The sequence below is a fragment of the Brevibacillus sp. genome (genome assembly GCF_003521185.1).
GTDB lineage: Bacteria > Bacillota > Bacilli > Brevibacillales > Brevibacillaceae > Brevibacillus > Brevibacillus parabrevis.
The window spans coordinates 1-26,111 of sequence record NZ_DOTK01000062.1; the positions used below are offsets into that span (position 1 = coordinate 1).

The 26,111-nt window shown below is 54.3% G+C and carries 22 protein-coding genes; 14 read left to right on the plus strand and 8 right to left on the minus strand.

The window, feature by feature from the left end:
- Positions 1-257: 257 nt before the first annotated feature.
- Together DEP07_RS18770 and DEP07_RS18775 are read right to left on the minus strand one after the other, a co-directional pair.
- Positions 258-1,085 carry a M55 family metallopeptidase gene (locus DEP07_RS18770; protein ID WP_287102880.1) on the minus strand — a complete coding sequence of 276 codons (828 nt, stop codon included), beginning with the start codon at positions 1,083-1,085 and terminating at the stop codon, positions 258-260.
- Between the two features lie 162 nt (positions 1,086-1,247).
- Positions 1,248-2,384: a glycosyltransferase gene (locus DEP07_RS18775; protein WP_287102881.1), complete on the minus strand. Its 1,137-nt coding sequence runs from the start codon at positions 2,382-2,384 to the stop codon at positions 1,248-1,250.
- 154 nt (positions 2,385-2,538) lie between these two features.
- Here DEP07_RS18775 and DEP07_RS18780 point away from each other — a divergent pair, with 154 nt between their 5' ends.
- Both DEP07_RS18780 and DEP07_RS18785 read left to right on the plus strand, forming a co-directional pair.
- Positions 2,539-3,903, plus strand: coding sequence for a glycosyltransferase family 4 protein (locus DEP07_RS18780; RefSeq protein ID WP_287102882.1), 1,365 nt, complete (start codon positions 2,539-2,541; stop codon positions 3,901-3,903).
- Between the two features lie 76 nt (positions 3,904-3,979).
- The gene (locus DEP07_RS18785) at positions 3,980-5,137 is read left to right on the plus strand and encodes an MFS transporter (RefSeq protein WP_173596226.1); all 1,158 of its coding nucleotides are present in this window, start codon (positions 3,980-3,982) and stop codon (positions 5,135-5,137) included.
- A gap of 133 nt (positions 5,138-5,270) precedes the next feature.
- Here the strand turns inward: DEP07_RS18785 and DEP07_RS18790 are convergent, their stop codons facing one another.
- From DEP07_RS18790 to DEP07_RS18800, 3 genes are read right to left on the minus strand one after another with little or no spacing between them, the layout of a single operon-like run.
- A complete protein-coding gene (locus tag DEP07_RS18790) occupies positions 5,271-6,089 on the minus strand; it encodes a hypothetical protein (protein WP_122963168.1) in 819 nt (272 codons plus the stop codon).
- The gene (locus tag DEP07_RS18795; protein WP_173596228.1) at positions 6,082-7,710 is read right to left on the minus strand and encodes a hypothetical protein; all 1,629 of its coding nucleotides are present in this window, start codon (positions 7,708-7,710) and stop codon (positions 6,082-6,084) included. The genes DEP07_RS18790 and DEP07_RS18795 overlap by 8 nt, the downstream gene beginning before the upstream one ends.
- Before the next feature lie 4 nt (positions 7,711-7,714).
- Positions 7,715-8,977, minus strand: coding sequence for an O-antigen ligase family protein (locus DEP07_RS18800; protein WP_122963170.1), 1,263 nt, complete (start codon positions 8,975-8,977; stop codon positions 7,715-7,717).
- A 248-nt stretch (positions 8,978-9,225) separates the two neighbouring features.
- On the opposite strand from DEP07_RS18800, the gene murJ reads away from it, so the two are divergent.
- Positions 9,226-10,752: a murein biosynthesis integral membrane protein MurJ gene (gene murJ, locus DEP07_RS18805; protein WP_287102883.1), complete on the plus strand. Its 1,527-nt coding sequence runs from the start codon at positions 9,226-9,228 to the stop codon at positions 10,750-10,752.
- Here the strand turns inward: murJ and DEP07_RS18810 are convergent.
- Positions 10,727-12,103 carry a phenylacetate--CoA ligase family protein gene (locus DEP07_RS18810; protein WP_173596230.1) on the minus strand — a complete coding sequence of 459 codons (1,377 nt, stop codon included), beginning with the start codon at positions 12,101-12,103 and terminating at the stop codon, positions 10,727-10,729. The two genes, murJ and DEP07_RS18810, sit on opposite strands and share 26 nt — an antisense overlap.
- Before the next feature lie 188 nt (positions 12,104-12,291).
- On the opposite strand from DEP07_RS18810, the gene DEP07_RS18815 reads away from it, so the two are divergent.
- Positions 12,292-13,929: a polysaccharide biosynthesis protein gene (locus DEP07_RS18815; protein WP_122963173.1), complete on the plus strand. Its 1,638-nt coding sequence runs from the start codon at positions 12,292-12,294 to the stop codon at positions 13,927-13,929.
- A gap of 33 nt (positions 13,930-13,962) precedes the next feature.
- Here the strand turns inward: DEP07_RS18815 and DEP07_RS18820 are convergent, their stop codons facing one another.
- Positions 13,963-14,820 carry a class I SAM-dependent methyltransferase gene (locus tag DEP07_RS18820; protein ID WP_122963174.1) on the minus strand — a complete coding sequence of 286 codons (858 nt, stop codon included), beginning with the start codon at positions 14,818-14,820 and terminating at the stop codon, positions 13,963-13,965.
- 26 nt (positions 14,821-14,846) lie between these two features.
- Positions 14,847-15,944: a polysaccharide pyruvyl transferase CsaB gene (csaB, locus tag DEP07_RS18825; RefSeq protein WP_122963175.1), complete on the minus strand. Its 1,098-nt coding sequence runs from the start codon at positions 15,942-15,944 to the stop codon at positions 14,847-14,849.
- Between the two features lie 461 nt (positions 15,945-16,405).
- Here csaB and DEP07_RS18830 point away from each other — a divergent pair, with 461 nt between their 5' ends.
- The 10 genes from DEP07_RS18830 to trxA all read left to right on the plus strand — a co-directional run bounded on the left by DEP07_RS18830 (position 16,406) and on the right by trxA (position 25,978).
- The gene (locus DEP07_RS18830) at positions 16,406-17,353 is read left to right on the plus strand and encodes a 50S ribosomal protein L11 methyltransferase (RefSeq protein WP_217021958.1); all 948 of its coding nucleotides are present in this window, start codon (positions 16,406-16,408) and stop codon (positions 17,351-17,353) included.
- A 40-nt stretch (positions 17,354-17,393) separates the two neighbouring features.
- Entirely contained in the window at positions 17,394-18,569 is a 1,176-nt protein-coding gene (locus tag DEP07_RS18835) for a thiolase family protein (protein WP_287102886.1), read from the plus strand.
- 141 nt (positions 18,570-18,710) lie between these two features.
- Positions 18,711-19,706 carry an LCP family protein gene (locus DEP07_RS18840; protein WP_122963177.1) on the plus strand — a complete coding sequence of 332 codons (996 nt, stop codon included), beginning with the start codon at positions 18,711-18,713 and terminating at the stop codon, positions 19,704-19,706.
- A gap of 191 nt (positions 19,707-19,897) precedes the next feature.
- Positions 19,898-21,598, plus strand: a complete 1,701-nt coding sequence (locus DEP07_RS18845; protein ID WP_217021959.1) for an AMP-binding protein — start codon at positions 19,898-19,900, stop codon at positions 21,596-21,598.
- Positions 21,599-21,802: 204 nt separating this feature from the next.
- Entirely contained in the window at positions 21,803-22,393 is a 591-nt protein-coding gene (locus tag DEP07_RS18850) for a TetR/AcrR family transcriptional regulator (RefSeq protein WP_287102887.1), read from the plus strand.
- 119 nt (positions 22,394-22,512) lie between these two features.
- A complete protein-coding gene (locus DEP07_RS18855) occupies positions 22,513-23,286 on the plus strand; it encodes an enoyl-CoA hydratase (RefSeq protein ID WP_287102889.1) in 774 nt (257 codons plus the stop codon).
- Between the two features lie 56 nt (positions 23,287-23,342).
- A complete protein-coding gene (locus DEP07_RS18860) occupies positions 23,343-24,110 on the plus strand; it encodes an electron transfer flavoprotein subunit beta/FixA family protein (RefSeq protein WP_063227201.1) in 768 nt (255 codons plus the stop codon).
- 20 nt (positions 24,111-24,130) lie between these two features.
- A complete protein-coding gene (locus DEP07_RS18865) occupies positions 24,131-25,090 on the plus strand; it encodes an electron transfer flavoprotein subunit alpha/FixB family protein (protein WP_063227200.1) in 960 nt (319 codons plus the stop codon).
- Between the two features lie 121 nt (positions 25,091-25,211).
- Positions 25,212-25,499: a hypothetical protein gene (locus tag DEP07_RS18870; RefSeq protein ID WP_122963181.1), complete on the plus strand. Its 288-nt coding sequence runs from the start codon at positions 25,212-25,214 to the stop codon at positions 25,497-25,499.
- A gap of 161 nt (positions 25,500-25,660) precedes the next feature.
- The gene (gene trxA, locus DEP07_RS18875) at positions 25,661-25,978 is read left to right on the plus strand and encodes a thioredoxin (RefSeq protein WP_063227198.1); all 318 of its coding nucleotides are present in this window, start codon (positions 25,661-25,663) and stop codon (positions 25,976-25,978) included.
- Positions 25,979-26,111 lie beyond the last annotated feature (133 nt).

Genomic DNA, 26,111 nt, shown 5'->3' on the forward strand with positions numbered 1-26,111 from the left:
GTCGCCCCCTCCTACTCGATTGCGCGTAACGTTTGTGCTGGCATTCGCCTTTTTTTGCGAGGCAGTGTCATCTGTCCCACACGCTTTGTCCACTGGCCCCGGCTCCAAGGCGTCCAACAGCGGGATGCGAAACAGCCAGGGGACAAAAGCGAAAGCGCAGCCGAAGTTTAAGCGCAAAATGAGCACAGTGCTCAGGCAAAAAAGGCACGGCGTGATTGCCCTGCCTTTTTGTGCGTCTGATGGACGAGTGCCGCTTCCTAGAAAAATTCTGCTTCGGAAGCGAGGTTCAGCATGGCCCGCATCGTTTTGTACAAATCTTGCGGGTCTTCCGTGCTGTAATAGACAGTATTTGTCGCCGTCTCGTAGCGGGTGCCAGGAACAATCGCTGCCATTTCCGCTTGGCCGGCATGGGAAAATTCCATCGCCATCTCCAGCGGGGTGGTGTTGATGAACGGAGCAATCGAGGAGATGTTGCCCAAAGCGAGCTTCGTTTGCTCCTGCAAGGTAGCAGACGCTTCTCCACGCGACAGACAGATAGCAGCTGTGCGCGATACCGCTTCCTTGACGATGGCGGTATGAATGCCAGGGATCAGCTCAGACGCTTCTTTGGCAATGAGATTGTCGCCGGACACCATGACGACCGGAACGTTGTACAAGCCTGCTACAGCAGCGTTAAAGCCAAATTCGCCTACGATTCGTCCGTTGATGTACAAATTGCGGACGACACCAGACATGGTGTGGCTGAGCACGCCAGGAACCCCTTGACGGGTGTGGTAGCCGATGAACATGGCGGCATCAAAGCTTGCGTCCAAACCTTGCATCATGGAGCAGTCGCGAGGGGAGCCAGCGAGCAGACGAGCTTTCGGGTGCAGCTTTTCCCACAAAATGTTGTTCATCGTGTTGTGGCTGTCCGCGACGACGATTTCCGTCACGCCGCTGGCGAGGGCCGCTTCGATGACGGCATTCGCATCGTCCGTCATGAACTGACGGCCGCGCTGGTAGTTCACACCCGAATCAGGATTGATGTAGCTGGTGTCTACGATGCCGGAAATGCCTTCCATATCTACGGAGAGAAAAAGTTTCATGTTTGGTTTCATCCTTTCGCGTGCGATTCAAAATCGTCCCAGTTCTATGTAACCAGATTGTCCCTCTGGAGGCAACCATGAATACAGATTCTTCAAACAGTTTTTACTTTCAGGTTGCAGCCAAAAAAGCACGGGAAGCGCCTGTGCAGGGCATCCGTGCTTTCAGTTGTTCAACAGCTTGCGATAAAGCGTCAAAATGTCAGCGGTCATCTGCTGGATGGTGAAGGTTGCCTCGACTTTTTCCAGGGCGTTTTGCACCAATGTCTCCCGCAGTGCAGGCTCGGTCCAGATTCGCTCCATCGCTTTGGACAGAGCGGCAGGATCGTTTGGCTCGACGAGCAAGCCTGTGCGCTCCTGGAAGACGAACTCTTTCACGCCGCCGACATTGCTGGCGACGACAGGCACCTTGGATGCCATCGCTTCGATGAGCGTGTAGCCCAGCCCTTCATACAAGGAAGAATGAACAAAACCATCAATCGCATGCAAGCAGGAAGGGATGTCCTGACGAAACCCGGCGAACCGGACGCGATCCACGAGGCCCAACTCTTGCGCCTTTGCTTCCAGCAGTGGACGTTCCGGGCCATCGCCGATCATGACCAAATAAGCGTCATTGCCGTTGTTCTGTGCAAAAGTATGGAAGGCGTCGAGCAGGATCGGCAGTCCTTTGACCGGAACAAATCGCGCTACGGTTCCGAACAAAAAGGCGTCCTCAGGCACGTTCCATTCCGCGCGAAAACGTTTGCGGTCCGCTTCACGCAGCATATCTTGCTGATAAGGAGACAAGTCCATGCCGTTGTAGATGACGCTGAGCTGGGAATTTTTCACGCCCTGCGCGCGCAAATCGTCGGCAATGGCGCCGCTGACAGCGATGTAATGCCGATTCCAGTGGCGCGTGCTCCGTTCCATCAGGCTGACAATCGCGTACGCCAGCGTGCCCGCATAGTCGAAGCGCAGCGCACTGTGCACCGTAGTCAATAGCGGTACATTCATGCCAAGCGCGGCAAGCCGGGAAAAAAAGTTGGCCTTCACTCCGTGCGTATGGATGATCGCTGGACCAAACGAAAGAAAAGTCTGCCGCAAAGCTTGTAGCAGACGAATGTCAAATCGCCCGAACTGGTTTAACGCAATCACGTTGATGCCAGCTTCCCTCAGCTTTTTGGCAAAGAGCGAATCGTAGAAGCAGACGACAGCAACGTCGACTTCTTCCGCAGGAAACGTGGAGACCAGATTGAGAATATGTTGTTCCGCACCGCCAAATTCCCCCCCGCCAATCACGTGGAGGACTCGTAGTTTGCTCATGTAATTTCACCCGAATCTTAGTAAGAAAACCTCTGTCGAAGGTTTAACCAAAGCCATTCTCACTATAGCAGATGGCTGATAGATTCGCAATAAGACAGCACTTGTGGTATCGTTTAGGATGGAAAACGTAAAAACGAGAAGGACGGTTACATACATGAAGGCGCATAACGTTTTGATCATATGCTACATTTTTCCTCCCATCGGGGGCGGAGGGGTGCCGCGGCCGCTGAAAATGGCCAAATATTTGGGGGAGTTCGGCTGGAACGTGCACGTGCTTACCGTCGATCCGACTTACCATGCAACGCTTGATCCAACGCTTTTGACCCAGCTTCCGGCTGACGTCAGCATTCATCGGGCGAAAGAGTGGAAGCTGTTGCCGGGCAGAGGACAAGCTGCTGCGGCAAGCGGGAGCGGCTCGACTGCCGTGGCAAACACCGGCGCGCGTCCATCGTTGAAAGCGCAGGTCAAAAAGCAGATCGTGAACGTCCTGAAAAAGGTCAAGCCGTACTTGTTGATCCCGGACGATCAAATTCTTTGGCTGCCCAATGCGCTCAAGCTCGGGCGGGAAATCATGCGTCAGGAAAAAATCGACATGATTTTCTCCACCTCCGGGCCTGTTACCAACCATCTGATTGCCGAAAAGCTTGCCGACGAATTTGGCTGCAAATGGGTGGCAGACTTCCGCGATCCGTGGACGCAAAACATGCACACTTCGGGTATTCCGTGGCGCGAACGTCTGGAAGAGCGGATGGAAGCGCGAGTAATGGCAAAAACGGATGCGATTACGACAGTAACGGCGACTTTTGCCGAAAACTTCCGCAAGAAGCACCAGGAGCGAATCAAACGGATGGAGCTGATCTACAACGGCTTCGATCAGGGCGATTTCCAAGGGCTTGCTCCAAGTCACGCGGCTCCCGGCAAATTCCACGCTGTCTACGCGGGCATTTTGTATCAAAAGCGCAATCCGCGGCTACTCTTGCAAGCAATCCGCGAGCTGATCGACGAAGGCAAGGTGGACAGGCAAGAGCTGATGCTCAGCTTTGCAGGCGTGTTTGACTATCCCGGCTATTCGGAGAACCGGGACTGCGTGAAGGCGCTCGAACTGGGCGACATCGTGCGCGTCTTGGGAAATTTGCCGCACAAGGAAGCGCTCGGATTGATGAAAAGCGCCGACGCCCTTTTGCTGATCGGGGATGTGTCGAGTGATGCCGGGGCGTACATCCCGGGCAAGCTCTACGAGTACATGGGCATCGGCAATCCGATACTCGCCTTGAACAAGGCGGGAGAGGCGACGGAGATTATCGAGAATTTCCGTCTCGGCCAAGTAGCCGATCCGGAACAGAAGGATGCGATCAAAGAAGCTTATTGGAAGCTGTATCGGGAATGGAAGGAAAACAGCAGTCAGGCAAAAGGCGAGGCAGAGCGCGGAGCGGACTTTGCCGAGCGAGTCAAGCCGTACGAGCGCCGCGAGCAGGCAAGACAGTTGGCCGACCTGATGAATGAGCTGCTGACCAGATAACGTTGACCCCATGCCCCGGGAGCCAGGAACAGGCTGCGGGGCTATTTTTCATTCTGGGACAAAAACGAGGTGGAACGTGAATACATCTTTGCTTAGTTTGCGGGCGTACAATTTCTTTTACTTTTCCTTGCTGTCGATTTTTATTTCCTTTTTACCAGTTTATTTGAGCTTTCGCGGTGTTACGCCGGCACAAATCGGCGTGTTGATTGGAGCAGGTTCCTTTATCGGCATTTTGTCGCAGCCGTTTTGGGGGATGGTCAGCGACCGGACGAAAACGATCAAGCGGGTCATTCTCGTCACGCTGGGCTTATCCATCGTTTCAGGAATTGCGTTGTTTACGACGACTCCGTTTTTCGCGTTGTTTTTGCTCGTAGGCGCCATGTATTTTTTCCTGTTGCCGACCGATCCTTTGACAGAGAGTCTCAACTATCGGATGGCTGAGCAGCATCGCACAAGCTTTGGCTCCATTCGCACATTTGGCGCAGTCGGCTACGCTACAGCGTCTTTGTTCATCGGCTGGACGCTCGACCGATTGGGGATGGAACAGCTTGTCTGGCTGTTTGTCGGCTACGGCGTGCTTGCCTATTTGTGCGCGTTGGCGATGAAGGATGCTCCGGCGAGCAGCAAACCGTTGTCCTGGCCGGAGCTAAAGCGATTTTTCCTCTATCCGAAGACGCAGCGATTCTTTCTCCTCGTGCTGATCGCAGCGACTCCGCACCGGACGAATGACAGCTTTCTCGGCGTGTACGTGCAAAGCTTGGGAGGCACGACCGGAGATGTCGGGCAGGCGTGGTTTTTGGCAGCGGTGAGCGAAGTGGCGTTTTTCGCGATCAGTGCGCGGATTTTGGCCCGCTGGAGCGAAATCAGGCTGATTATGCTCGCATCGGCGCTGTACGCTATTCGCTACGTGCTGTGCGCACTGGCACCTTCACCGGAATGGGTGGTCTACTTGCAACTGACGCAAGGCGTCACGTTCGTCATTTTTTACACCGCGACGATTCAATACTTGTACAAAATCATCCCGGAAGAATGGAGAGCGACCGGACAAACCGTATTGGCCGTTTTGTTTTTCGGCATATCGGGCATCATCGGTTCGCTGCTGGGCGGCTGGCTGTTTCAGCAAAGCGGGGGCGCTGCGCTTTATTGGGCGATGGGCATATGCTCAGCAGTTGCCTTCGTCTACAGCCTGGTGCTGGCAAGCGCGAAAAGCTCAGTGGGTGGTGCGGGAATGTAAACGAAAGAGCCTGCCGCGAAATTTCTTCGCAGCAGGCTCTTTTTCTGTGCCAAACGCTTCGTTGTTTTGGCTAAAAGCGGACGTGGCCGCAAGTGGTCATGGGCCTTTAGCCGTTTGACGGGAGCCGGGCTTTCTAGTAGAGCAAGTATTTCTCCACTTCTTCCGGTTCCTTGATGTTGATGCCGCCTGTATCGCCGTACTTGTACAGGTTGAACTTCACTTGCTGGTCCATCGTCCCGGCTTCCGGCAACGGCAGGATGATCCACGTCTCGTACTGATGAATCAGCCGGTCTTCCTTGCCGAACCAGAATGTCGCTTTGATGGTCGATTCTTTCAAAATGTATTCGAGGTCAGGGCGATCGCCGACCAGCTTTTTCAGCGGCTCAAACAGCGGGCTTTGACTTTTCGCCAGCCACTCGGCGCCAGTCATTTTGACTTGGAACGGCACGGAGACGACGCCAATCGCTTTTTCGTCAGGAAGCTGCACAGCCCGATCCATGAAAGGCAGCCAGTCCTCGAAGCCTTTCAGTACGTCAAATTCCAGCGGCTCGTCCGGAGCAGTCACCCAGTAGTCGTTGGAACGGATGTAGCGTTTGTCGCCGATCCGGTAGTACGTGTACGGCTGTGCCGCGATGCGCGTGCCGACATTGTAGCCTTTGTCGGTGAGGACGGCTCCGTCGAACATGCTTGTCGTGGAGCGGGAGAGAATCCGGTTGATCACGTATCCTTTGTACCAGAAAGCTTGCGCGTCTTTTTCCGTTTTTCCTTTTTCCAAAGCGGTTTTCAGCCATTCTGCGGCCGATTCGGTCTGCGCGGTCGTCGTCTGCTCTGGCTTCGTATCGAAGTTGGTAGTGGTAAAAGCTTTCGTTCCCGACTCGTACGTGCAACCGCCGAGCATGGAAGCCGTGCAGATGGCAGCGAGCAATGCCCATGCTTTTGTGCGTTTACGCATGGCGAACCCTCCTTACAACCCCGTATACGAGCAGACCGGCAAACAGGGCGATGGTCAACGCGAATACCGGAATGTTGTGCTGCTTGAACACGAGAATGCGATGCGAATTTTCCAGCGAAGCGACGATCTCGTTTTGCTTGTCGCCGTCGATATCTCCGATCTGGACGTTGATCAGCGGCAAGTAAATGCGCCAGTTTTCCTTCAAGCCCTCTGGCGTATAGTCGTAGCCGGAGAGATAGCGTGCATCGGTCGTGCTGATCCAGCTGCGCGCTTTGGCGACGATCTCGGGCGTCTGGTCGGTGCCGACCGCAGCGAAGTTGGAGAAGCGGAAGCTCTTGTCCTTTTCGTCGCTGGCCCAGAGAATGTCCCAGGTGCCATCCGCTTTCGGTTTCAAAATGTACGAAGGTCTGCCAGCTACGAGCAGCTCGTCCACCTTGTCGTGGTCGATGTCAGCCGGAATGAACTCTCCGGTGGCAAGCTCGGCCTGCTTGCGGGTCAATTGATAAGCTTCGGTGAGTGTGCCGTCCGGCTCAACAGCCAGCACGCTCAAATGCTCGCCAATGACGATCAGCCCTTCACGGCCATCCGGCAAGTTCATGGTGGTCAGCAACTTGGTTGCTTTGGTAGAGCCGCCAAATGGCTTGCCTTCGTATGTGCCTGTCAGCATGCCGTTTGTAATATGCAAGTCTTTGAATTTGCTTCCCAGCTCATGGCGCACGTCCATGCTGCCTTTGTTTGTCTCAAGCATGTTGGCGATGTTGTTCAGATCGAGCACAAAAGCGCGGTGTGCCGTCGTACCGGCTTGCATCATGGCTTCCGAGTATGGCTGTCTCTGCACGTTTGGAACGAGCTTGTCGTCTTTCATCGTGTAATACGGGAAGCCAGGGTAGTCTGTTGGCAAGTTTTCCTTGATCCGCTCCATCGTTTCGGCTGGAATCTGGTCGTTTTTCATCCGGACTATTTGGCCGTCTTTCCAGGACATCACATAGAGCGACACAGGTTCCGCCTGCAAATGGCGCAGCTTTTCCGCCATTGCTTTTTTCTCTTCTTCTGTTTCCGGCTTCTCGACCTTTTCCGGCAGCGGTAGTTCTTCGGCATTGCCGTAGGTGACAATCTCCATTTTTCCGTCGCCATCGACGTCGTACAAGGTCATCGGGAAGTAGTCTACCCAGTCGCCGTTGTACATCCGGCTTGATTCGTACTGAACGGTAAAGTGGCTGAGTGCCGGCAACGTATAGCGGTTGAACGTGACGTTGGCCAGCACCGCGATCAGGACGAGCGGAGCGACAGCGCGCCAGCTCAAACGGCCGTACCATTTGACGAGCAGGGCAATCACGATGATGGCGACAGCGCCGCCAATGAGCAGAGCAGCCGTCGTTTTCACGTCGACGCGGGTCAAGGCGCGGTCCAGCAGCAAAAAGCCGACGGTGAACACAAGCACCTGTCGCCGCTCCGACGGGTGAATCACGTAGTAGCAAAACGCGAGCAGCGGCAAGAAAATCAGCAAAGCGATCCAGCTCAGGTCAAGGAACGCAGGCTTGACGAGCAGATGGTAAATCAAAAACAGGGCAATGGCGTACAGCGCCCAGCTTATTGTAGAGAGAATAGGATTGCGGCGCATGGGTTCACCACCTTTTGTTTTGTGTTTGGTCGACGTACAAAGCGCAGAGGAAGCCGCCAAACAGCCAGAAATAGAGGGCCATGAACGGCACCTCGAAAATGTTTTCCACGAGGTTGTGCGTCGCGACCGCAATCAACCCGCCAAACAGGCCAAGCACTGTGAAAAAGTGCGGCGATCCGATCAGCTTGCGAATCAGTCCCGCTCCGTACTTCAGCATGGAGACGACCAGACCGATCCAGAGGATGATGCCGATCAGACCGTACTCAGCCAAGCTTTTGAAGAAATAGCTGTCGGAGTAAATCGTGCCAAAATGTCGGGAGGCTACTGCCCCGCCGTGATGGCCGAGACCGACCCCGAACAGCGGCTCGATGCGCATTTTGTCATACGCTTCGCCCCAGCGGCCTACACGGCCTCCCTGGCTGCTCGACTCGAAGTATTCAGGTGTGAACAGCGTGAAAATCCGGTTTTTGATCGTTCCAACCATCGGAACGGACTCCGGCACGAAAAACAGAGCGACAAGCCCGATGACACCTGCAAGCACCAGATAGCCTGCAATTCGTTTGTTCCATATGTAGAAGCAGATGAACATCGCAAACGCAAGCGCAAACCAGGCTCCACGCGATCCGGTCAAAAGCAGCGCGGCAAGTGTCGCCAGAGTGACGACGGCCCACAGCCCTTTTTTCCACAGCCCCTTCGACTGGACGAACAGTCCGGCCGCTACTGGTACGATCAAAGCCATGTAGCTGCCCAACACGTTTGGACTGGTTACGAACGAAAAGGCGCGAGTCGTAATGGCTTCGCCTTCCTGTACCCATGATTCGGGCGTTTTGACGCCGAGGGCGACCTGCATGACGCCGACGAGCGCGGCCAAAAAGCCGATCAGGGCGAGAACCTTCATAAATTTGTCCAGGTCTTCAACGGACTTCAACAAATAAAAGCCCATCAAAAAGGCGATGATGTACTGGTAGACAGAGCGGAATCCTTCCACGCTGGCTTCCCAGTTCGCCATGTCCGTTACCATCAAGGCAAGGCCGAGGACGAAGAAGGCGCTGAGCAAATGTTTGATTCCAGGCATCGTCCGGTTCGTTTGCAAAAAAGCGCCGAACGTAAACACCATCAAGATGATGAGCAACGCTTCATCCCAAAAAGACGAAACGACTGGAATCGGTAGAATCTTTCGCAAGACATAGTCGATTACCGGATAGGCCAACAGCAGATACAACCACGTGGTTGATTGGCTTCCCCACTTCACAACGGTTTCTCTCATTTTGTTTGTAGTCCTCCTACAGGCAGGGATTAACCTACCCATTATAATGAATCTGGCAACCTGCAAGCAAGCTGGCGGGAAAGAGGTTGGTAGGAAAGCTAGAAATAAGATATGATAACAGGTGTGTTTGAGCTGGAGCGATTCGCAAAAGCTCTATGAAATTTTCACGAACGAAAAACAGGCTGTGCCCGATTGCTGTCTATGCGACGGACACCATTGTTTTGAACGAGGGATAGGAGAATTGGGTCATGAGTTTGTTGAGAATTGCCTCCATGATCGTCGTGCTGACGCTCGTGGGAAGGCTGCTGGGATTTTTTCGCAGCGTATACGTCTCCAACTTGTATGGCACAGGGATGGAGGCAGATGCGTTTAACATCGCAGCGACGATCCCTTTGACGCTGTTTCTGGTTGTACCCGGCGCAGTCAATGCCGTGCTGATTCCGACGATGCGCGGTTTGCTTGAAAAGAAAGAGCCGACCAGTGAGCTGTACCACAAAATGCTCGCGATCATTCTGGGAATATTCACACTGCTGGCGCTGTTGGGTGTCGCTTTCTCCCATCAGTTGGCAGCGATGTTCGGCCTGTCCGGGGAAAAGCTGGAGCTGACAGCCGAGATGCTTCAGTGGATGTGGCCTTCCGCCATTTTTATCGGCTTGACTGGATTGTGGTCGAGCTTGTGCAATGCGCACCAGCATTTTTTCACGCCGACTTTGGGCACGGTAGCGAACGGAGCCTTGGTCATCATCGGGATGTACATTCTCGTTCCGATCTACGGGTCAGTTGGCCTGGCGATTGCGACAAGCATCGGTTATTTGGCGGCGATGCTGACGATGCTGCCTACCTTGCGCAACTTTGGCTACACGCATCGGGTGTCGCTTGCCTGGAGAGAGGATGCCTCGTTAAAAGGGATGGGCGAGCGCGTCATTCCGATTTTGATTGGCGCCGTAGTGGCACAGGCGACGACATTTATGGAAAGAGGCTTTGCGGAAGGGGTAGGGACAGGCGTAGTCTCCGCGCTTGCCAATGCGAATCAGATCGTGCAGATGCCGATGGCGATTTTTGTAGGCGCGTTTACTTTGCCGCTGTTCCCGCTGTTGGCGAGTCACGTCAAACGCGGCGAGATGACCGAGATGAAGCAAATCTTGCAAAAAGGACTTGCCTATCTGTTCATTTTGCTCGTGCCTGTCACGGTGGGCCTTGCCTTGTACGCAGAGCCGGTCGTCCGCCTCGCTTTTGAGCGGGGAGCTTTTGACGAGCATTCTGTCGCACTGACTGCCTGGGCCTTGCCGTTTTACGGGCTGGGGCTGTATTTCCTGGCAGCCCGCGATTTGCTGACTCGCGCCTTTTACGCGCTGGAAAACACGAAGACACCCGTCATCATCGGGGCTATCGGAATCGGCGTATACGTGCTGGCCAACTGGCTGTTGATTCCGTTGCTCGGACACGGCGGGATTGCGCTGGCAAATGCCGTGTCGGCCATCTGCCAGGCGCTGTTTCTGTTTCTGTTGCTTTGGCGAGCCGTGGGCAGTCCGGTGCGGGCGAGCTTCCTTGCCACCGCAGGGAAGACACTTTTGGCCTGCGCGATCATGGGTGCCGCGATTGTGCTCGTCGATCCGTGGCTGTCGCTTTTGTCCGTCTGGCTGTATTTGCCGATCGGAATTGGCGGCGGAGCTTTGATTTATGTGCTCGTGATGGCTGTCCTGCGCGAACCGCTCGTATCGGAGCTGCTGCAAAAAGTGCGGAAGCGTTCTACTCCGGCGGCAGGGCGCTCGTAAGCGGGCATTCCCGGATGGCGTAGCGAACTTTGCCTGAGCTGCTCGGCGGGATGTGTTCCACGTACGAGACTTGTACGCTCACCTCGCCGAGCGCCGAGCGAATCCCTGCGAGCAGTCTTGCTTCGTCGGCTGGCAGGAAGCGCTCCGGCTCTTTCACGAGTCGGAGGCTTAGCCGCTGCGGCTCGTGCTGCACGATTTGAAACGTGCGGAAGCTGTCCAGATTGCGGACGATATGGTTGAAGTAGTGGCCGTGAACGTACTGGCCGTTTTGCGAGATGAACATGTCGTCTTCCCGGCCGTCGATTGTTTCCAACAGCGGAAACGACACAGGGCACGGGCATGATTTTCCGGAGAGCGCGACGACATCGCCCAACTGGTAGCGCAATCGCGGCATGGACGTGTTGTGCAGGTCTGTGACGAGCAAGGCGCCGGGAACTCCGGGGAACACAGGAATCCGTGTGAGCGGGTCGACGACTTCCAAATAGCTGTTTTCAGAAAAAGCGTGCATGTTGCCAGCCTGGCATTGGTACGCGATAATGCCGCCATCCCGTGCGCCGTATTCGTTGACGACAGGAGCGGCAAAGGCAGCCTCCAGCGCGCGGCGCTGGTGCTCGTGCAGACTTTCTGCGGTAGACACGACAGCTTTCAGCGGAATCCCTAACGTCACACCTCTGGCCAGCATCATTTGCGAGAGTGTGTACAAGGCGGAAGCGTAACCGTACAAATAAGCGGGACGAAAGCGGCGGATCAGCTTGAGCTGGGTATCGAGCCTGCGTTCATCCAGCTCGTAGGCGGAGAGCAACAGCCGATTTTTCAGCCAGCGCTCCTTGAAGCGATACGTCCGCGCCTGCTGTTGAGTCAGCTCCAGCGGAGATCCCCAGAGCATGACACATGGATCGCCGATACGGATGCCGTGCCAGGACAGGCCGAGCCAACGGGCCGCTTCGTAGCGCTCGACCGTGGGGCGATCGAGGTAGAAGCGGGTCGGTTCTCCCGTGGAGCCGCCTGTGCGATTGGCGATCAGCTTGTCAGGGCGAATGTTTTTGCTCAAATATTGCTCGGCATTGCGGCGAAAATGCGTCTTGTCGAGGATCGGCAGCTTTTGCACAAACCGTTCAGGCGCTTCCCGGTACTCGCGCCACGTGCTGCGGTATGGCTCGTAAGCCGCGACGTTGTGGACAGCGTGGTCCAGCAGCTTGACAAGCTTCTCGCGCTGCCGCCATTCCAGCATGTCCTTGGACAGGTGCTGGACGAGCTTTAGCTCCTGCATGTATGGACGCGTGCGGTTTTCTTTTACTACCTCCATCAAAGGCCACTGTACTTGGCGAATCCAAAATCCTGTTACAGCCATCCTTTTCCTCCTGCTCTTCCCATCAGACGATTCGAAGAAGTCAATGGAATCTGTTTTTCACCAGTATTCCAGCCAAATTCCATCGATATACCTGTTTGCTGGATGGAGGAATTGATAGTAGGATAGAGAGTGGGTTTATGGCGATTGCAAGTTCCCAAGTCAAAGTGACGCAAAAAAGGAGTTACCCAATGTTGAAAAAAAGTCATTTTCTCGCAGGGGCGCTGATCTTGGCCATCGCGGGAATTTTGTCAAAAGTAATCGGGATGTTTTACCGGATTCCTCTCCAGGAAATTGTGGGGGATAACGGTCTTGGGCTTTACCAGGAAGTATATCCGCTCTACCTGACCTTTCTGATCCTGGCGACGGCGGGCGTGCCCGTCGCGTTGTCGCGAGTCATTGCCGAAGCGCTTGCGGAGGGCAAGCAAGGCTCTGTCGGGCAAATTTTGGCCCGCAGCATGGTGATGATGGGCGGAATCGGGATCGTCTTGTTCGCGCTGCTGTACGCCAGCTCGCCGCTGATCGCGAAGCTGATGGGAAATCCGCATCTGATCGAGCCGATTCGCGCCATCTCGCTATCTCTGCTGTTCGTACCGCTGATTGCCGTGATTCGCGGCTTCTTTTACGGACATCAAAAGATGCTGTACGTCGGTCTGTCGCAGATTGTGGAGCAGACGCTCCGGGTGATCTTCATTCTCGTAGCGTCCCTGTACCTTGTCCGCTTGGGCGAGGACACGGATACGGTGATCACCGGAGTCAATTTCGGGACGATGATCAGCACGTTCCTCAGCCTCGGTTTTCTGGCGCTGCTCATGTGGCTGCATAACCGGAAAAATTCCGTGTTCACGAACGCGGAGTGGGGGCGTCTGGACTGGTGGTACGACCGCGCGTTTTTCGGCTCGATGTGGCGCATTGCCTGGCCGATTTGCGTGAGCGCCCTCGTCATTCCGATTTTCAGCCTGACGGATTCGTTTTTGGCGATCAATATTTTTCGCTACATCTGGAATGTCGACGGATTGACGGCAGATACGTGGTTTGGCATTTACAGCCGTGGCGGCCCGCTTTTGCAAATGGCCAGCCTGTTCGGCTCATCGATCGCGCTGTCCATCGTTCCGGCGATTGCGGAAGCGAAGCGGCAAAAAGACACGGAGCGGGTTACGACCTTGACCAAGCTGTCGCTGCGCTTTGCCTGGCTGATCGGCTTGCCGGCAGGTCTGGGGCTTACTGCTGTGGCGGAAGGGGCCAACCTGGCCTTGTACGGGGATATGGAAGGGACGCGGGCGATGGCGATTCTCGGCATCAGCGCGATCCCGCTCTCGCTGCTCCTGGCGACAAACGGCATCTTGCAAGGGATCGGCAAGGAGAAAATTCCGGCTCGCCACCTGCTGTACGGCGTGATCGTCAAAGTCGCGGCTACGCTCGTCTTCACGTCCTTGTTCGGCATGGATGGACTGTCTTTGTCCTGGCTGTGCGCGACCGCCTTCGTCTGCATTCTCAACATGCGCGTCATCGCGAAGCTTGTACAGGTTCCGATCCATTGGCGCTTCGATACGATCTATCCGCTTCTGGTCGCCAACCTGATGCTGCTGCTTGCCTGGGGTACGACCGAAGCTGTCGGGCTGCTGCTCGCCGGCAAGGAAAAAGTGCGCCTGCTCGGGGCAATCGAAACGGTAGGGGGAGTTGGCGTTGGGCTGGTCGTCTATCTGGGACTGCTGCTGCTCATCCCGCTCATCGAGGACAAGGAGCTGGACTGGCTGCCGGGTGGTGGCAAGCTGCGCGCTTTTATCAATCTCATACGCAAAAAGCAGCCGTCCTCCAAAGCGCAATAGGACAGGCTGACACGAAAAAACCCCTTTCTCCGCTCAGGAGGAAGGGGTTTTTTGATACACACAGACGACCATTTTTACGAAAAACTCGCGGAAACCGGGCACGTTCGCCAAGCCTTTGAGCTGGTTGCGCAACGGAATCTCGCGTTCGTAGACAGCGGGCTGTGTCACGCCTTTTTGGATGTTGCGAAAACGCTTGATCGTCATCCGGTTGATGTAGGAAATCGTATCGCTTCCGTCCGGGCGCTTGTCGAAGCGGAACGAGATGCGGTCAGAACCGTCTGGCAAGTCACGCACCAGCTTTTTGTACGCGTCGATCAGCGCTTGCTCGGAGAAGAGGGCGTGCACCCAAGGAATCCCGATGGCGTCTGACAAATGAGCGCCGTACGGATGGTAGTAAGGCGGAAAGTTGATGTACAGATGGCCGCCCGGCTTGAGCACGCGGAAGCATTCTTCCAGCGTCTTTTCCGGCTCGCCAACGTGCTCCATCGCATCGTTCATGATAATCGTGTCAAAGGTGTTGTCCGCAAAGTCCATTCGCGCGGCGTCGCCTGTCATGAAAGATACGACGTCCGCCAGCCCTTTTTCTTTGGCAAAGGCATTGCCTTCCTCTGCATAGTGCGGGACGATGTCGATGCCGATCATCTTTTTCGGGCCAAAAGTGGCGTAGTAACAGGTCTTGCCCCCGCCGCCACAGCCGATATCCAGCACGGTCTTGCCTGTGAACATTTGCTCCTGGGAGTGGAAGGGGAGGAAAAACTGAATCGTTTGATCCCCTTTTTGAAATTGCCACTCGGTATAGCTCATTTCCCCGTCATTCGCCAAATTGAAGGGATGGACGGGGAGCGGGAATAGTCGGTTTAATCCAAGCAATACTTGTGAAGAAAAGGACATGGCTTCGTCCTCCTTTCCTGTCAGCCTTATGTGCGCAGCGCCTGGAGCACCAGCTCGCTGCTTTTGGCCGCTTCAATTGCCAGCACGCGGGAATGCTCCGTTACCAGATCAATCTCGGCAGCAAGTCCGTCGATTTTTTCCGCGAGCAGCGCAAGCAACTGTGCTTCGTCGAGCTCGGTAATGTGTCCGGCGTTCGGCATCCCGGCGCGCTCGACAAAGCGGTCGATTTTCGGATCGTACGAAATGCCGATAAAAGGAATGCGCAGCATGCAAGCGAGAATAAGCGAGTGGAGCCGCATGCCGACGACGTAGTCGCACTGTTTTAAAACAGACATGATATCGTGAAAAGTAACGGGCGCATCGAGAAGACGTGCTCCTGGCTGGGTCATCTGTTCCATGATCTCCTTGGACGGAGCCAAGTCGCTGGGAACGTGCATCGGCAGAAACAGGACATTCCAGCCGCGCAAGACAAACCAGTCCGCCGCTTTGGCGATGGTTTGCTTGAACGCTTGCTCCTGCTTCCAGTCGCGCACAGAGATCGCCACCAAAGGCTTGTCCGGATCAGCGAACAGACCGTGGAGCAGTTCTTTTCCACGCGCATCCGAAATATCTTCGGGAGATATCGTCAGGGCGGGATCAGCTGTGACGTGAATCGGCGCTTTTTTGACGCCGCAAGCTTTGAAGTCTTCTCCCGATTCGTAATCTCGCACGGTAATGACATCGACATGATTCACTACCCGCTTGATAACCTGGCGACTGAGCGGTTTGAGAATGGGTCCGAACCCTTGAGCGTAAAAGACCACGGGCTTGCGGAGTAGCTTGGCGATGGTGACGATGCCCAAATAGTAGAGAACACTGCGCGGACTGGTAACGTCCTGCATCAGCGTCCCTCCGCCCATCACTAGCATGTCGCTTCGCGAAAGCTCACGGACGATGGTTCCAAAGCTCCAGCGGTCATAAGCTTCAATCCCGAACAGTTCCGCAGTCCGATCAGGCTGGTTCGACAGAACGGCGAGAGAGATATTTGGTTGTTCCCGCTTAAGAGAGCTGATGATGCCGTAGAGGACCACATCGTCTCCGGCATTGTTGAAGCCGTAGTACCCGGAGATGAGAATTCGCGACATGGAGTGAACCTTCTTTCTATATCAAACGTACAGGAAAAATACATCCTCAAGTATAATCGAGTAAACAAGGGGAAGTAAAGCGACCCCGGAACAAAACTTGGTGCCAAAGCTTTTCGCGATAGACCTTGGGCTAGCAGGTTTTCATAGGGTATAATGAAAACACTTCACGAATCAGGAACGCTCGCCCTATGAGAACATGTAGAGGAAACCCATGGCGAACATGCCGATTCCGAGTACGATCAAGGCAATCATCACGCCGAGCATTCCTTTGTTTTTTCGACGTCGGTAAAAAAATTCGTCAAACATGGTAAGCCTCCCTGAAGCAAAATAGTCCATTCTATTATCATACCATGTTCCCTGGCTAACTTGCCAACAGCAGATGAAAAGGCTGACGGCAAACCCGGGAACGAACAAGCCAAATGGCCATGCAGCGCAACAACCTGGAAGGAGAAAGATTCATCATGGAGAGCATGTGGTTAAAATACACCTTGTTGGTAGAGCAAGCGACAGAGGATTTGTTTGTGGCGGAAGTGTTGGGCAGCCCGTACACGCTCGGCTGGGTCGAGCCGCAAATCGAGATTTTGACGACAGAAAACGGTTATGATTACGCGGAAAATACCGAAGGTCCTGTCGTTGCCTATTTGTTTGAGCCCATGCAAGATTCCGAAAAAGAACATGTTTCCCGGCTCAGAGCGTACATCTCGCGCTGGGACGGTCAGGTGAGCCTCAAGGAAATCGAGCAGGTCGCGGAAGAAAACGAATCGTGGAAAGAGGAGTTTCGCGAGGTGCAAATCGGTGAATGGTGGGTGGCTCCTACGTGGACAGACCCGCAATTGCTGAAGGACGCCAAGCATGTCCTCTGGATCGATCCGGGTGCGGCGTTTGGCACAGGCTACCACGGAACGACGCAAGATATTCTTTTGCTTTTGCAAGAGATGGATGTGACGGGCAAAACCGTTTTTGATATCGGAGCAGGCTCGGGCATTTTGTCGCTGTTCAGTGCCTTGAACGGAGCGAAGTATCCGATCTGGGCGATTGATATCAACCCGCAAAGCGAGTATCAGGTAAAAGTCAATACAGCGAACAATCATCTGCCGGAAGAAGCCGTTCAGGTGGTCATCGGAGACGCAAGCGAACAAGAAGTCGCAGCCAGGCTCCCCGCGCAAGCCGATCTGATTCTCGTCAATATCGGTGGAGATGAAAATGTCTCGATCCTCCCGCTGATTCGCGAACGGATCGCTGCGGATGGTCAAGTCATTCTCTCCGGAATCGTTGACTGGAATCGCGAAGCCGTCCTGTCCGCTTTTGAAGCGGCCGGTTTTCAAGCCGAAGCAGAACGGCATTCGGAGGAGTGGGTGACGATTTTGTTGAAAAATACGGCTGTGAACCATTCTGTAACTACTGTGTGAGAACATACAAACAATACCGATCAGTGGAGGGGAAAACAAAATGGAGCATGTCGTGATTGCTGCCGCCGGACGTACGCCAATTGGCACGTTTGGGGGTGTACTGAAAGATGTAAGCGCTCGCAAGCTGGCTGAACTGTCCATCCGTGCCGTTATGGCCAGAGCAGGACTCGAAGCATCGCAGATCGACGAAGTCATTTTGGGCAATTGCATACAGCGCACAGATGAACCGAACATCGCCAGAGTGGCGGCGATTGACGCCGGACTAGGCAAGGAAGTGACAGGCTTTACCGTACAGCGGCAATGCGCGTCAGGCATGCAGGCGATCGCCAGCGGCGCCTCGCAAATTTTGCTGGGCGAAAATGAAGTGGTGATTGCAGGCGGTACCGAGAGCATGAGCAACGCTCCGTATGTCTTGAAAAATGCGAGATGGGGCCGCAGACTTATGCACGGCGAGATGACGGATGCCATGTGGGAGCTGTTGACAGACCCGCACCACCAAATTTTGATGGGAGAGACGGCCGAACGTCTGGCTGACCTGTACAAGATCAGTCGCGAGGAGCAGGACGAAATCGCCATGCGCAGCCAGCACAATGCGATTCACGCGATCGACAACGGGCTGTTTGCCGAGGAGATCATCGGTGTGCCGATTGCCAAGCGCACGGGCGAGATCATCGTCACCGAAGACGAATTTCCGAGAAGAGGCGTCACGATGGAAAGCCTGGGCAAACTGAAGCCGGGCTTCCGCGAAGCTGGCACGGTGACCGCGGGCAACGCTTCCGGGCTGAACGACGGAGCTTCTGCCGTCGTGCTCATGAGCGAAACGAAGGCGAAGCAGTTGGGAATCGAACCGCTGGGCAGAATCGTCTCGTGGGCGACAGCGGGCGTGGAGCCTGATCTGATGGGGTACGGCCCTGTTCCTGCTGTGAAAAAGGCTTTGGCAAAAGCCAATCTGACCATGGCCGATATGGAGCTGATCGAGGTGAACGAAGCATTCGCGGCTCAATACCTCGCTGTCGAAAAGCTTCTGGAGCTGCCGCGCGAGATCACGAATGTAAACGGCAGCGGAATTTCGCTCGGTCATCCGGTCGGTTCAACCGGTTGTCGGATTGTTGTGACTTTGCTGCACGAAATGAAGCGCCGCCAGCTCAAGCGCGGACTCGCTACACTGTGCGTCGGTGGCGGCATGGGCATGGCGATGATCCTCGAAAGAGCGTAGAACTGGCAAGCGGTTTTTCGCGCGCAGCAAACTGTGAGCATGTTTAAATCAAGCCTCCCCGGTTAAAAATGGAAAGCAAGCCCCACTTGTGTCTGCACGCAAGAAGGTGGCGGCTGTGCTTGCAAAGGGGGAGGCTTTTTCATGGCATTTTTTTCATTTTTGAAGCAATACAAAAAACAGATCGCTTTGCATTTCTTTTCCTTTCTGTTGGCCGGGGCATTGTTCGCCATCGGTTACAGCGCCTATCAATACAAACAGATGACCGAAAAATGGTACGCGCCACTCGGCGGACAGACGACGGGCGGTGCGAAGCAAGCAACTGCCTCGCTGCCTCCGCCCCGCGATCTGCTGACCGGAACCGAGCCGTTGAAGCCGTTCGTGGTCATGCTGCTCGGCGTGGACAGTCGCGACGGCGAGAGCGCCCGTTCTGACACGATGATGCTCGCTGCTGTCCATCCGGCGAAGCAATCCGTCTACCTCATTTCCATCCCGAGGGACAGCTACATGGAACTGCCGGGAAAAGGCCATGACAAAGTCAATCACGCCATGGCTTTCGGCGGCCCCAAGCTGGTCAAGGAGTCGCTGGAAAACTTTTTGGACATCAAGATCGATCGCTATGTATCCGTAGACTTTGAAGGCTTCCGCAAAATTGTCGACGAGCTTGGCGGCGTCTCCGTTCAAGTCCAAAAGCGGATGAAATACAGCGACCCTACGGACGACACTTACATCGACCTGATGCCGGGCTTGCAGGTGCTTTCCGGCGAACAGGCGCTGGACTACGCCCGCTATCGCAAGAGCGACCTGGGAAAAGAGGACAGCGACTACCAGAGGATTAACCGCCAGCAGGAGATTTTGGCTGCTCTGGCGCAAAAGGGAGCATCGGCACAGATGTACTCCAAGGCGTTTACTTTGATGGAAATTTTGGGACAGCACGTGAAAACCGATTTTACCGACCAGGAGATCGCTTCCCTGTTGCTTAGCTACAGCGATGGGACACCGAACAAAATCAAGACAGATACGCTGGTCGGGCAGGACGAACGAATCTGGCACAACGGAATCGTCGGCTGGTACCATCTCGTTCCGACTGCGGAGCGGGAGCGCGTCCGCAAGCAAATGCAGGCCGCCTTGCAGCCATGACCCGTGACATACGCAGCGAAAACAAACGCAGGAAGACGCACTCCGCATGAGCAGGGGCGCGTCTTTTTTGCGAGGAGACGTTTTTAATTGGAAAATTGATTATTTTTCGAATACAATAGCGATAAGGAAGAGATTATGAATGTCGATCATAGGGGAGGGGCAAGGCCATTTAAGGGATGGAGGGAATGACCATGTCAAATGCCAAGCCTTGGATTGCCAATTACCCGTCCGAAACTGCACCGTCACTGGACTACCCCCGTATTCCGTTGACGCAATTTCTCGTGCAGTCGGCTGCGTCGTACCCAGACAACAATGCGATCTACTTCATGGGAAAAACCATATCGTACCGGGAGCTTTTGGAGCTGTCCTACCGTTTCGCCAACGCGTTGGTAGAGCGCGGCGTGCAAAAAGGCGAACGCGTGGCGATCATGCTGCCCAACACCCCCCAGGCTGTAATCAGTTACTATGGCGTGCTGTTCGCAGGAGCAACCGTGGTGATGACGAATCCGCTCTACACCGAGCGGGAGCTGATTCATCAACTGGAAGATTCCGGCGCACAGACCATCATCACGTTGGATTTGCTGTACAAACGCGTCGCGCAGGTTCGCTCATCGACTCCACTCAAGCGCATTTTCGTTACAAGTATTGGCGATTTCCTTCCCTTGCTGAAAAAATGGCTGTATCCACTGGTTCAAAAGAAACAAGGGCACAATCCGCAGGTTACATACGGTGCCGATGTGGAACCGTTTCTTTCCGTCATAAAAGAAAGCGCTGTCAAACCTGTCCAGGTGCCCGTCGATCCGGACAAGGACATTGCCTTGCTCCAGTACACGGGAGGCACTACCGGAGTGGCGAAAGGCGTCATGCTGACCCATGCCAATCTGATCGCCAACGCGATCCAGTGCCAGGCTGTCCTTTACAAGCTGAAAAAAGGCGGCGAGCGAATTTTGGGCGTGCTCCCGCTGTTTCACGTCTACGGCATGACGACCGTGATGAACAAAGGAATCTGTATTGCCGCCGAAATCATTCTCGTGCCCAAATTCGAGGTCAAACAAATTTTCGAGATGATCGACAAGCGCAAGCCGACTTTGTTCCCCGGGGCACCGACGATGTACATTGCGCTGATCAATCACCCTGACTTGAAAAACCACGACCTGTCTTCGATCGACGCGTGCGTCAGCGGCTCGGCACCGTTGCCGATCGAGGTCAAACTCAAGTTTGAGGAGCTGACAGGAGGCAAGCTGGTGGAAGGCTACGGCCTGACCGAAGCTTCGCCGGTGACGCATTCCAATCCGATCTGGGAAAAGAGCATCACAGGCAGCATCGGCATGCCTTGGCCGGATACCGACTGCCGCATCATCGACACGGCTACGGGAGAAGAGCTGCCACAGGGCGAGATCGGGGAGCTGGCGGTAAAAGGGCCGCAGGTCATGCTCGGATACTGGAACCGGCCGGAAGACACTGCCGCCGTCCTGAAAGATGGCTGGCTCTTGACAGGCGACGTCGGGTACATGGACGAGAACGGCTATTTTTACATCGTCGACCGCAAAAAAGACATGATCATCGCGGGCGGCTTCAACATTTATCCGCGTGAAGTGGAAGAAGTGCTGTTCGAGCATCCGGCGATTCAGGAAGCGGCGGTGATCGGCGTGCCCGACCCGTATCGCGGCGAGACAGTCAAAGCGTTTATCGTCTTCAAGGACGGAAAGCAGGCGAGCGAGGAAGAATTGGAAGCGCATTGCCGCCAGAAGCTTGCCGCCTACAAAATTCCGCGCAAGTACGAAGTTCGCACAGAGCTGCCGAAAACGATGGTCGGAAAAGTGTTGCGCAGGCAGCTGCAAGAAGAAGACAAAGCGCGTCGGGAAACACAAGAAGAGATCAAAACAAGCTGACGAAAGACAGGGTCAAGCGGTGCGCATCCTGAGAGGGAAGCGGCCGTTTTTGTGGGGCGAAAAGGGACAAGCATTCGTTGCTCTTCGACGCGCGGCACTTGCGATTGACACCGTCAGGTTCGTGTATTAAACTATTTTTATGAATGAATAATCATTCATTTCAGGATTTTTTTATCATCACTGCGAGTAAAGATGGAGGTTATTATGGCAAAGAAAACGGGGGAAAAGTATCAAGCCATTATTGATGCTGCTGTACGGGTAATCGCCAAACAAGGCTATTACAGCGCCCAGGTATCGAAGATTGCAAAAGAGGCGAGGGTAGCAGACGGCACCATATACCTCTATTTTGAAAACAAGGATGATATCCTGATTTCCTTGTTCAACGAAAAGATGGGACAGTTTGTGGACGAAAACCGCAAGCGAATCTCGGAAGCGACGACGATTGAACAAAAATTGTACGTCCTCGTGCATGCGCATCTGAGCCAACTGGCGAAAGACCAGGAGCTGGCAAAGGTGACGCAAATTGAACTGCGCCAAGCCAATCCGTTCATCAACGAAGGCATCGGCAAAGTGATGAAGCAATATTTCAATCTGATTGAGGAAGTCATCCAGGAAGGGATGGAGCAAGGAGTATTCCGCCCCGATCTGGAGGTCAGAATGACACGCAAAATGATTTTCGGCACGCTGGATGAAGTGACGACTTCCTGGGTCATGAAGCAGTGCAAGTACGACCTTGTCTCTCATGTTGATTCCATTCATAACCTCTTCCTGTTTGGTATGAAGGGAAAAGAATGAAAGAAAAGCTTTTTTTGTGTGAGAACGTTTGTTACAATGGAAACAGCAAGACTGAGCGTTCGTTCAGAAAGCATAAATAGCCTGTTTGTTCATATGGATAGATGTTTGGGGGGAGAGGAATGGATTCGCATTGGAATGTGGAAATCGCTGATCGGGTCGCTACCGTCACGATCAGCAACCCGCCAGCTAACGCATTGGGCAAAGCGGTGCTCGATGAATTGAGTGAACTTTTGGACCAGTTGGAAAACAACGCAGACGTCAAAGCGATTGTTTTGACTGGCGAAGGGCGCTTTTTCATTGCGGGAGCGGATATCAAAGAGTTTACCCAATTGGCCCCTGCCGAGGCGGAAGCGATGGCCAGAAGTGGTCAAGCGTTGTTCGATCGACTGGAGACATTCCCTAAGCCCATTATCGCCGCCATCAACGGCGCTTGCCTGGGTGGCGGACTGGAACTTGCGATGGCTTGCCATATACGCTTTGCCGCCGTGGAAGCAAAGCTCGGCCTGCCGGAGCTGAACCTGGGGCTGATCCCGGGCTACGGAGGAACGCAGCGTTTGCCGCGACTGGTCGGCAGAGGAAAAGCGACCCAGCTGATTCTCACCTCCGAGATGATTGGCGGCGAGGAAGCTTTGCGCATCGGGCTTGTGGAAGCGGTTTATCCGGCCGAGATTTTGCTGGATGAAGTGAAAAAGCTGACTCAGGCGATCGTGCAAAAAAGCGCTGTTACGCTCAAGCTCGCCCTGCAATCGGTTCACAATACGGTGCAAGTCGGTTTGGCGGAAGGCTTGGAACAGGAAGCGAAAAAATTCGGGGAAGCTTTTGCTTCAGAAGATATGAAAGAAGGCGTTGCAGCCTTTTTGGAAAAGCGCAAACCGCAGTTTGCAGACAAGTAATCACATGCAGCAGCGGCATCACCAGTACGAGGAACGATTAAGGAGGAGGCATCCTGATGAAAATCGTGGTTGTGTTGAAGCAGACGTTTGACACAGAAGAAAAAATCGTGATCCAAAACGGGCAAATTTCCGAGGATGGCGTGGAAGTCATCATCAATCCTTACGACGAGTATGCGGTAGAGGAAGCAATCAAGCTCAAAGAGGAACATGGCGGCGAAGTAACGGTGATCAGCGTAGGTCCTGACCGAGTGGAAAGCTCTCTGCGCACCGCTTTGGCGATGGGCGCGGACAAAGCTGTCCTGGTGGATGACGAGTCTTTGTTTGGCGACGAATATACAACCGCCAAGGTGCTTGCTGCGGTTGCGAACAAAATCGGCTATGACATCATCATCGGCGGGCAAATGGCGGTTGACTCCGGCGCAGGCCAAGGCGGACCTCGCCTCGCGGAAGAGCTGGGAATCAACCACGTCTCCACTGCTGTGAAGCTGGAAGTGGACGGCACCACCGTTCGTGTTGAGCGCGATGTGGAAGGCGATCTCGAAGTGGTGGAAACTAGCTTGCCTGTGTTGATTACGGCTCAGCAAGGGCTGAACGAGCCGCGCTATCCTTCTCTCCCGGGGATCATGAAAGCGAAGAAAAAGCCGTTGGATCGACTCGGTGCAGACGATTTGGGACTGACAGCCGAAGCGGTGCAGGCCAAGACGCAAATTGTCGACCAGACGCTGCCTCCGAAAAAGCAGGCTGGCCGTATTCTCTCTGGCGATTTGGCGGCCCAAACGTCGGAATTGGTGCAACTGTTGCGCAATGAAGCGAAAGTGATCTAAGCGAGAGGGAGAGGATATCCATGAAAAAAGTTCTTGTACTTACAGAAGTACGTGACGGACAACTTCGCAACGTGTCGCTGGAAGCGTTGGCCGCAGCGCAAGTATTGGCCGAAGGTGGCGAAATCGTTGCAGGCGTATTCGGGGCAGATGCTGCTTCCCATGCGCAAGTATTGGCGCAGCATGGAGCGAGCACAGTTTATACAGCGGATCACCAGGCACTGGTTCAGTACACACCTGACGCTTATGCGCAGGCACTTGTCCAACTGATCGAGCTTGCCTCTCCTGATGCGATCGTGCTGGGCCACACGGCAATCGGCCGCGATGTTGCTCCTCGCGTAGCGGCGAAGCTCGGCTACGGCCTCGTATCCGACGTAACAAGCCTGGAAGCAGGACCTGTGTTCGTTCGTCCGATTTACGCGGGAAAAGCGTTCCAACAACGCAAATTTGTGGACGGCAAAATTTTCATCACAATCCGTCCAAACAATATCGCAATCGGCACGCCGGACGCGTCCAAAACGGCTGTTGTCGTTCCGGTTGATCTGGAAATCAAAGACTTGCGCACGATCGTGAAAGAAGTCGTACGAAAAACGAGCGGAAAAGTGGACTTGTCCGAAGCGAAAGTCGTCATCTCCGGCGGGCGCGGCGTGAAGAGCGCGGAAGGCTTCCAGCCGCTGTACGATTTGGCTGAGGTGCTGGGAGCGGCTGTAGGGGCATCCCGCGGCGCTTGCGACGCCGACTACTGCGACTACTCCATGCAGATCGGGCAAACCGGAAAAGTCGTCACACCTGACCTGTATATCGCGTGCGGAATTTCCGGGGCGATCCAGCACTTGGCCGGGATGTCCAGCTCCAAAGTGATCGTTGCGATCAACAAAGACCCGGAAGCACCTATTTTCCAGGTGGCCGATTACGGCATCGTGGGCGACCTGTTCGAAGTGCTCCCGCTGCTGACTGCCGAGTTCAAAAAAGTGTTGGTGTAAGGCGAAAGAAACAATTGTCACACATGGAAGCGTCCCACTCCCGGGGCGCTTTTTTTGTTCCAAACCCTTACCTTATTCTGTACCTGGTTGTTATAATAAATGAATAGGAGAGGTGAGCGTCATGAGTGAAGAGCTGTTGCAACAACTGGTTCACATGGTGGCGGAGAACAATCGGCTCATCAAAGACGTGCAGCAGGAGCTGCGGGAGTTCAAGGCTGAGATGTATGAGTTCAAAACGGAGATGTACGCATTTCGCGACGAAATGTACGAGTTCCGCGATGATGCTACCCAGCGCCTGGAGCGTTTGGAGCGGCAAGACAAGCTGATCGAAGCTGACATCGGTTTGATGCACAAAAAGGTGAGCGACCATGAACGGGAGATCAACCGCATCAAGCAAGTCGGTCAATAAATCGAATGGTCAACAATAAGGGAGCGGCACTCTGGATAGACTATAGCGTGAAGTGCGCACAAAGTGCGGGGCGCCGTAGTCATTTTTGTTTTTGGATGATATACTGTAGGAGCGTCTGAACCCTTGTTTTAGTAATTGACTTTTCGAGGAGGTAACTTTCCATGGCAATCGTAAATGCAACTGACCAAAACTTTTCCCAGGAAGTAGAGCAAGGCGGTACTGTCCTGGTTGACTTCTGGGCTCCTTGGTGCGGCCCTTGCAAAATGATCGCTCCTGTCCTGGAGCAAATCGACGGAGAAGTGGGCTCCAAGCTCAAAATCGTCAAAGTAAACGTTGACGACAACCCGGATTCCGCAGGCCGTTTTGGCGTTATGTCCATCCCGACCTTGATCGTCTTCAAAGATGGTCAGCCTGTAGACAAAGTGATCGGCTTCCAACCAAAAGAAGCCCTCATGGCAACCGTAGGCAAACACCTGTAAGCATAAACGACCAGACAGCATGAGAAGCGGCGCTCCAATGCCGCTTTTCTCATGTCTGCACGGATGCTGTCTTTTTGCTTCCTTATAATAGAAAGCGTTTTCACAAACGCTTAAACTGTCGCTGCAATGAGAA